The sequence below is a fragment of the Neisseria sp. HMSC064E01 genome (assembly GCF_001808875.1).
Lineage (GTDB): Bacteria > Pseudomonadota > Gammaproteobacteria > Burkholderiales > Neisseriaceae > Neisseria > Neisseria sicca_A.
Genome location: NZ_KV794963.1, coordinates 61259 through 68755 on the forward strand (window position 1 = coordinate 61259; position 7497 = coordinate 68755).

Consider the following 7497-nt stretch of genomic DNA (forward strand, 5'->3'; position numbering starts at 1 on the left):
GCCGTACTGGTTTAAAGTTAATCCACTATAACAGTTTCGGGTAAAATACGGCGGTTCGCCAATCATCCGAAAGAATCCCATGTATTCCTTAGCCCGCAGCCTGCTGTTCAAACTCGATGCCGAAAAAGCTCACCATTTCACCCTCGACGCACTCAACAAAGTTTACAAACTCGGTTTGCTTCCGATTCTCGACAACCGCATCAAGCCCGTCAAACTCATGGGCATCACCCTGCCCAATCCGGTCGGGCTGGCTGCCGGACTCGATAAAAACGGCGAATACATAGACGCATTGGGCGCGCTCGGCTTCGGCTTCCTCGAAATCGGCACGGTAACACCCAAACCGCAGCCCGGCAACCCACAGCCGCGCCTCTTCCGCGTTCCCGAACACCAAGGCATCATCAACCGCATGGGCTTCAACAACCACGGCATCGACGCCATGATTCAAAACATCGAAAAAAGCCGTTATCAAGGCGTGTTGGGCATCAACATCGGCAAAAACGCCGTCACACCCATCGAAAACGCCGCCGCCGACTATCTAATCTGCCTCGAAAAAGCCTACGCACACGCAAGTTACATTACCGTCAATATTTCCTCGCCCAACACCAAAAATCTCCGCGCACTGCAAGGCGGCGACGAACTGAGCGCGCTACTCGAAGCCCTGAAAAACAAACAGGCGCAGCTTGCCGCCGCGCACGGAAAATACGTCCCGCTCGCCGTCAAAATCGCCCCCGATTTGGATGAAGCACAAATCGAAGACATCGCCCACGTTGTCAAATCCGTCGAAATGGACGGCATCATCGCCACCAATACCACCATCGACAAATCAAGCCTCGGCAGCCATCCGCTCGCAAATGAGCAGGGCGGTTTAAGCGGCCTGCCCGTGCGCGAAAAAAGCAACCAAGTGCTGAAAATATTGGCGGAACACATCGACGGCAAGCTGCCGATTATCGGCGTCGGCGGCATCATGAACGGCAAGGACGCCGCAGAAAAAATCCGCCTCGGCGCAACCGCCGTCCAAGTGTACAGCGGCATGATTTATAAAGGTCCGGCATTAGTGAAGGAATGTCTGGCAGCGTTGAAGTAAGCACGATTTCCAACACAAAAGGTCGTCTGAAAACCGGTTTAACTGGATTTAAACGGTTTTCAGACGACCTTTGTGAAAGTTGGGTTTTCAATCCAACCTACGCTTACTTATTTAGATTATGCTTGTTATTTAGTGGGTTATTTCAAAAATATATTTAATAAATAAACACATGTAATATCCATAAAAAGAATCGCAAGTATATCGAGTTAAGGTATATGCACTAAATAACAATGTAAATATACTTATGATCACAGAAATCAGTAGGGTTTTCATATCTCTTATAAAAAGTAAATTTATCAGAGTGGCTACTGAGAATAGACTTGCAATATAGCTTGATAATCTAATGAATGTAAGTAAATATGAAAATAATTCTGCATCCATTACTATTGATATTTTCATAAGCCATAAGGTCACATATATCAATGACGGAAGATTTAGCAAAATTTGAGCAATCTGTAAGAAGTAATTTTTTTGCTTCATTTTATTTAATATTCTCAATTTGATCATGAATATCTTTAGTTTACCCCTAGCTATCCAAATAGTATGAAAAACCATCTGTATGGCCTATAACCTGTATGATACGGCGCCATACCCATAGGGACGTAAGTCATTCCTACTTTTACACCTATACGAAAATGAGAATCTTGTATTTTAGTATCTGAATTAGATAACAAACTAACCATTTTCTTCGTAGAAATGTTGGTGCTACTGTAAGTACATAAATTAGGTCGTCTAAAAGTTTTCAGACGACCTTTGTGAAAGTTGGGTTTTCAATCCAACCTACGCTTGCTAAAAATGTCGGATTTCCAGCCTAACCTCCACTTGCTTATTAAGCAGGCAAAGAAATTATATTCAGTTTTAAATTAATCAACCAGATTATGAGAACAAATAGAGTTCCGTAATACATTCCATACATAAAACTTCTCAATTGACTTGTTTTTCTTTCGGTATGAATAAATCCTCCAGAAAATAATAAAAAAAATAAAAACATAAAATAAAAAAATGGTTCATGAATAAGTAGCATTAATAGAGTTATTGTCCATATTGCAGTATATATATAAAAATAATTACGGAAAATATAATTTCTTTCAAAGAAATTCATATCTTTCATTCTTTTTCTCAGTTCTACGTCGTTTTTCCACTCAATAACAAGAAAAATAAAAAGAATGAATAAAGCAATACTTGGCAAGTAGATATTAATAATAGAATTGATGTCCATTTTTCAGTATGTGTAGAAAATATAATGATTTTTTTGCATGATAAACCTGAGATGAGACTTGGATCCGAAGTAGTCTAATGTGTTTTAACAGTATTTAAAGGACAAAGCTCTAAAACTTCCTCGGATCGGAGTGATGTAAACATATAATGTACTAGATCAGGATTGTTTGAATAGTATTTACTGACCAAATAAGGAGAGTTGTTTGAATAAAAATAACAATATAATTTACCATTATCCAAAAAAGGTTGTATTTGGGAAGTTGGAATATTGAAGTCTTTTAAATAGTCTATCCCTTTAGAGGTTATAGGATAAAGTTGGGAAAAGGGTATTTCATCCGCTGTATTTGTTTCAAAAATAACGATCATTCCATTTGTTTCAATAAAAGTCCTCAAGAATATATTGCGACTGCTTTTAGGAAAAATATCAATATACCATGAAAATGACTTGGAATTTAAAAACTCATCAGGAGTTTTGTAATAATAATCATCATGTTGATCATAGCTGAACATTAATATCAGAAATGGTATAAATATGATTGCAGATAGTATGCCTAAAGATATTAAAGATAATTTAATAAATTTCTTCATGGATGCACCTTTTAAAGACGAATTGCTGTTTTAATCAAAGGACTGTCACGGATAACTAAGGAAATTCAGTTCAAAGCAGACTTATTACTATGAGGAAAAGCCTCTAAGCTCGTACGAGCTAAATAATACATCGAAACGATTTGTTGCAGGTGTGATTACCAGAGTAGCAAATAGCAGCCCGCATTGTGAACGGTATTTGAGGAATGTAGTTGCTGCTGAATTACATTTTTCGAGAAACATTTAGATTGGAATAAAACTCAGGTTTCGTGGTTAAAAGTCCTAGGTATAGCCTGAAGTAGATACTTTCCAATTTTCAATTGAGTCAGTCATTTAAATAAATTCACATATGAATTCCAAGGCATATAAACCCTAAAAGAAACCATAAGAATAGGGATGTGGAAACGAAGACTTTTCCTAAGATTTTCTTTCTCAAATTTAATCCTTTGGCGAATAAAGCAACTATTAAGCCTAAGAAAAATATGAGAAATAATATACCTTGCAGTATGCCTGTTTTAAAAATATAGGGAAAGCAATATGGCAATCCGATATACCCTGCTTTCAGAAAAAGATAAATGGTGTCTCCGAGTGCCAAATATATAATCAAATAGGGAAAAAGAAGTGCCAATAGCCAATAAAATAAGTTTTTCATTTATTGTTCTTTCTTGTGGCGTTGAGATCCTTTATAGGCTGTAATCTAGATAATTAGCCACATCTTTGCTTTTCAGTGACAGAGAATGTATTTTAGGTCGTCTGAAAGTTTTTCAGACGACCTTTATTTAAATCTAATTTACACTTGCTTATTTGGATTATGCTTGTTATTTAGTGAATGATTTTAAAAATATAATCACGAACCAAACACATGTAATATCCATAAAAAGAATTGCAGGCATATGAACTTAAGGTATATGCACTGAATAACAATGTAAATATACTTATGAGTACTGAAATTGGTAGGGTTTTTATATCTCTTATAAAGAGTAAATTTATCAGAGTAGCTACTGAAAACAGACTTGCAATATAGCTTGATAATTTAATGAATGTAAGTAAATATGAAAACAATTCTGCATCCATCACTATTGTTATTTTTATGAGCCATACGGTCAAAAATATCAATGACGGAAGATTTAGCAAAATTTGAGCAATCAGTAAGAAGTAATTTTTTTGCTTCATTTTATTCGCTCTTTTTAAGTTGATTATGAATATTTTTAGTTTATCTCTGGCTATCTTAATAACATGATAAGCCATCTATATGGCTTATAACCTATATGATTCGGCGCCATACCCATAGGGAAGTAAGTCATTCCTACCTTTACACCTACACGAAAATGAGAATTTTGTATTTCAGTATCTGAATTAGATAACAAACTAACCATTTTCTTCGTAGAAATGTTGGTGCTACTGTAAGTACATAAATTAGGTCGTCTAAAAGTTTTCAGACGACCTTTGTGAAAGTTAGATTTTCTACCCAGTCTATATTCACTCAATGACGGCCAGTTTGCTTTCCCAATATTGCTTTCTAGCTTCATTTTTTGGAATATTTTTGCTACCTTTCCCATAGATTTCTACCAATTTTCTAGCAGCTTTGATTTCCCCGTTGTTGGCTGCATGTTCAAACCACTCAACTGCTTTTATTTCATCTTTGGGTACATATCTTCCTTCCCAATACCACAATGCCAAGAGAGTTTGGGCTTGTTCTTCTCCTAATTCAGCTGCTTTCATATAAAACTCATAAGCTTTTTTCTCATTGATGGGGAAAACATTATTTTTTTCAGAATACAATACACCGGCTGCGGCATAAGCATAAGGCTCATTTTGAGCCAGAGCTTTTTCTAACCACTGCTTAGCTTCCTGTTTTTCAGCTTCTGTTTTGGCGTTTTCAGCTAACTTTCCTGCTAAATCAGCCTGGGCAAAGACAAGATTTAATTCAGCTGCCTTCCGAAGCAACAAAAGTGCCTCCTCATTTTTTCCTATTGAAGAATAAATGTTTCCTAAATTGTAAATAGCAGTTTGGCTGCCCCCATCGATAGCTTTCTTCATCATTTCTAAAGCCTTTTGGGTGTTTTGTGACACACCTTTGCCATTTAAGTAAGCCATTCCTAAATTCTGATAGGCTTCTGCTACTCCTTGATTCGCAGCAATCTGGTAATATTCCACACTTTTTTTGAAATCAATAGGTACTCCTATCCCATGACTGTAAAAATAACCTAAATTTGAATAGGCGATTACATCCCCTTTTTTGATTGCTTTTTGTGTCCATTCAATTGCTTTTTTTTCATCTTTTTTTACCCCTCCGCCAATGGAATATAGCCATCCCAAATTAGATTCTGCTGCAGTATAACCTTGTTTGGCCGCTTTTTCGGTCCAATAAAATGCCTTTTCTAAATCTTTCGGTGCTTCCACTCCATTCAAATATCGAGCGCCTAAGTTATATTGACTCCGTATATCATTATTTTGGGCACACTGTTCTAACTTGGGTAAGCTATCCATCGGCTCACAAGTTACGACTTTTTTTGCTCAAAGTAATTGCAAGAAGAAAGAGCTAAAGCAATTGATACAATATAAATTGTTAGAAAAAAATTATTTTTCATTAATAATCTCTCATTTCAATTCTAGATTACCGTTTTTTATTTGGCGTCCCCAGTTTTCCTGCTTGATTTATGCCCCTATTGGTCACTTCTTTTGTTATTTCTGAACCTATAGTTTGCCTAAGATCTCCCATACCTCTTTTCCCTAGGCGGTCGCCCACTACTGCACCTGCAATATTGCCAGGCACTCCTTTAAGAGTTTCACTTGCTGATTTACCTTGACAAACATAGTCAGAGACGGCTCCAGAACTGGCAGCTAGTCCCGCACCAGCGGCTTTAAGTTTTGCACTTGATTGAGCGAAGCGTAATCCTGTCATACCAGACGTCACATCTGTAGCGTATACACAAGCACTAAACTTACCTTCCTTGGCTTGGGTGGCTGCTGATACTGCTGGGAAAGACCAAAAGCTTTTTCAACTGAAGATAAGCTATTCCAGGTCTGAACGTTTGTTTTACCTAGAATTTTATTAAGCAGTAATCTGGCAATTGGCTACATTCTTTGATCTTCAGTAGTAGTGCGAGGTTGGGACTTCTTTGAGATATTTTTATGACAGTGAACCGTTATCTTGCAGAAAATGGCTACTCGTTATCGTTTGAAGAGGTTTAGGTCGTCTGAAAATTTTCGGACGACCTTTTTGAAAGTTAGGTTTTAAACCTAATCTACGCTTGCTAAGTTTATTTGATATCATGGTTTAAGGTAAAGTTTTTCCTAGTTATTTAGGGATGAGACTTACAAATAAGACTTGTCATTTTATGACCGTTTGTAGTTTAAAATCCTTTTTTGCAGAGTTAAATGATGTAGGACTGCCAGCACCAGGACGCTCTATTTGATAAGAGAATTCCACCTCTAAATGAATATTATTTTGACATGTTGGTTTGGGTAGTTTAATTTTAACGTGTCCAATAATTTTGTGTGGTGAAAAAGGGTTTCCTCTAGGTTTTGTGAACCAATTATATTCTTTTGCTTCACTCATATAAGTCCCGGCTTTGAATAATTCTTCTTTAAGAATATTGTGTTCATCATACAAAGTAGCTTTCCCTAGAAAATGTAAAGTACCATCACCAGTAGTAGGATGAGCTGCTGGAGTTCTACCTTCAGCATAAACAAGGACTTCTCCATCTTTTACGCTAATCGCGCCATTTACCATTAAATGCCCATTTAGGCAGCCAATATTTTCGACAGGTAGACAATTCAATGCAAATATCTTGAAAGGTTTGTTTAAATATTCAACATAAACACATTCTTTTTTTGAAATTGCTATTGTAACAACTTTATTTTTTTCATGAACCCCCTCTGATTCAAAGTAATCTAACGTAGTTTCCAGCAATTTAGGATTAATTGTATTTCCTTTAAAATTTTCTAATGGGTAAGGAATAATATAAGGCTGCTTACGCACTGGTATAGCATTCCCCCCAATCAGTTTATACAACATAACTTCTTTAATATAACTATTTGCAGAATTTATTGGAATTTTACGAGTCTCATGTGGACCTATCATTCCATTGAGCCCTAAAGGTTGTTTTTTTAAGAACAAAATAGTACTTCCATTTCTATTATGTATTTTTAGATCGTAACATAATTTATGTTTTAAAACATTAGTTCTTACTTTGGCATATACATTAAAACTATACATTTTTTGTTTTTCTGACATTCTTTGTTCCTTCTTGTTAGGCAGCATTGAAATATCTACATTAGATATTATCTTCTGTGCCTTGTATTAAATGCACTTTAACTTTTTTGGGGTCATTTGAGTAAAAAATTTGAGTAAGACCATTCTTGTCTGTTTTTCCTCTAATTACCTGATAATCCTCTAGAAAAGCAATATAGTCGGCGTTGATATAAGGATTTCCATGCTTATCTAAAAACTCATATCGTATATCGTATAATTCTTTTGTTAAAAATATGGGAAGTTGTAAATCATTAAAACTACTTGCCCTTGTCACCTCCACCGGCGCCTTCACCCTAACCAACTTCGGACTACCTATCTCCACTTCCCCGTTCGCCAGTTTGATATACGCCCC

Annotated in this window: 6 protein-coding genes and 1 pseudogene; 1 reads left to right on the forward strand and 6 read right to left on the reverse strand. The window is 36.4% G+C overall.

Going from position 1 to position 7497, the window contains the following annotated elements; genetic code table 11:
- The first annotated feature begins 79 nt into the window (after positions 1-79).
- Positions 80-1084: a quinone-dependent dihydroorotate dehydrogenase gene (locus tag HMPREF2572_RS10615; RefSeq protein ID WP_070498467.1), complete on the forward strand. Its 1005-nt coding sequence runs from the start codon at positions 80-82 to the stop codon at positions 1082-1084.
- A gap of 1293 nt (positions 1085-2377) precedes the next feature.
- Here HMPREF2572_RS10615 and HMPREF2572_RS10630 read toward each other — a convergent pair.
- The 6 genes and pseudogenes from HMPREF2572_RS10630 to HMPREF2572_RS14910 form a co-directional block, all read right to left on the reverse strand.
- Positions 2378-2890: a hypothetical protein gene (locus HMPREF2572_RS10630; protein ID WP_070498472.1), complete on the reverse strand. Its 513-nt coding sequence runs from the start codon at positions 2888-2890 to the stop codon at positions 2378-2380.
- A 340-nt stretch (positions 2891-3230) separates the two neighbouring features.
- Positions 3231-3539 (reverse strand): hypothetical protein, encoded by a 309-nt coding sequence (locus HMPREF2572_RS14905; protein WP_070498474.1) that lies wholly within the window; start codon positions 3537-3539, stop codon positions 3231-3233.
- Between the two features lie 827 nt (positions 3540-4366).
- Positions 4367-5377 (reverse strand): tetratricopeptide repeat protein, encoded by a 1011-nt coding sequence (locus tag HMPREF2572_RS10645; RefSeq protein ID WP_083294236.1) that lies wholly within the window; start codon positions 5375-5377, stop codon positions 4367-4369.
- 127 nt (positions 5378-5504) lie between these two features.
- Positions 5505-5792: a hypothetical protein gene (locus HMPREF2572_RS10650; protein WP_070498478.1), complete on the reverse strand. Its 288-nt coding sequence runs from the start codon at positions 5790-5792 to the stop codon at positions 5505-5507.
- Positions 5793-6221: 429 nt separating this feature from the next.
- Complete coding sequence (locus HMPREF2572_RS10655; RefSeq protein ID WP_070498481.1) at positions 6222-7127, reverse strand: hypothetical protein; 906 nt, start codon at positions 7125-7127, stop codon at positions 6222-6224.
- Positions 7128-7167: 40 nt separating this feature from the next.
- Positions 7168-7497 (reverse strand): annotated as a pseudogene (locus HMPREF2572_RS14910) (hypothetical protein); the annotation flags it as partial.

What these genes read in the sequence shown, in the direction of transcription:
- HMPREF2572_RS10630 (WP_070498472.1), bottom strand. Translation starts at nt 2,890, where the DNA reads ATGAAGAAATTTATTAAATTATCTTTAATATCTTTAGGCATACTATCT.
- HMPREF2572_RS10615 (WP_070498467.1), top strand. Translation starts at nt 80, where the DNA reads ATGTATTCCTTAGCCCGCAGCCTGCTGTTCAAACTCGATGCCGAAAAA.
- HMPREF2572_RS10645 (WP_083294236.1), bottom strand. Translation starts at nt 5,377, where the DNA reads ATGGATAGCTTACCCAAGTTAGAACAGTGTGCCCAAAATAATGATATA.
- HMPREF2572_RS10655 (WP_070498481.1), bottom strand. Translation starts at nt 7,127, where the DNA reads ATGTCAGAAAAACAAAAAATGTATAGTTTTAATGTATATGCCAAAGTA.
- HMPREF2572_RS10650 (WP_070498478.1), bottom strand. Translation starts at nt 5,792, where the DNA reads ATGACAGGATTACGCTTCGCTCAATCAAGTGCAAAACTTAAAGCCGCT.
- HMPREF2572_RS14905 (WP_070498474.1), bottom strand. Translation starts at nt 3,539, where the DNA reads ATGAAAAACTTATTTTATTGGCTATTGGCACTTCTTTTTCCCTATTTG.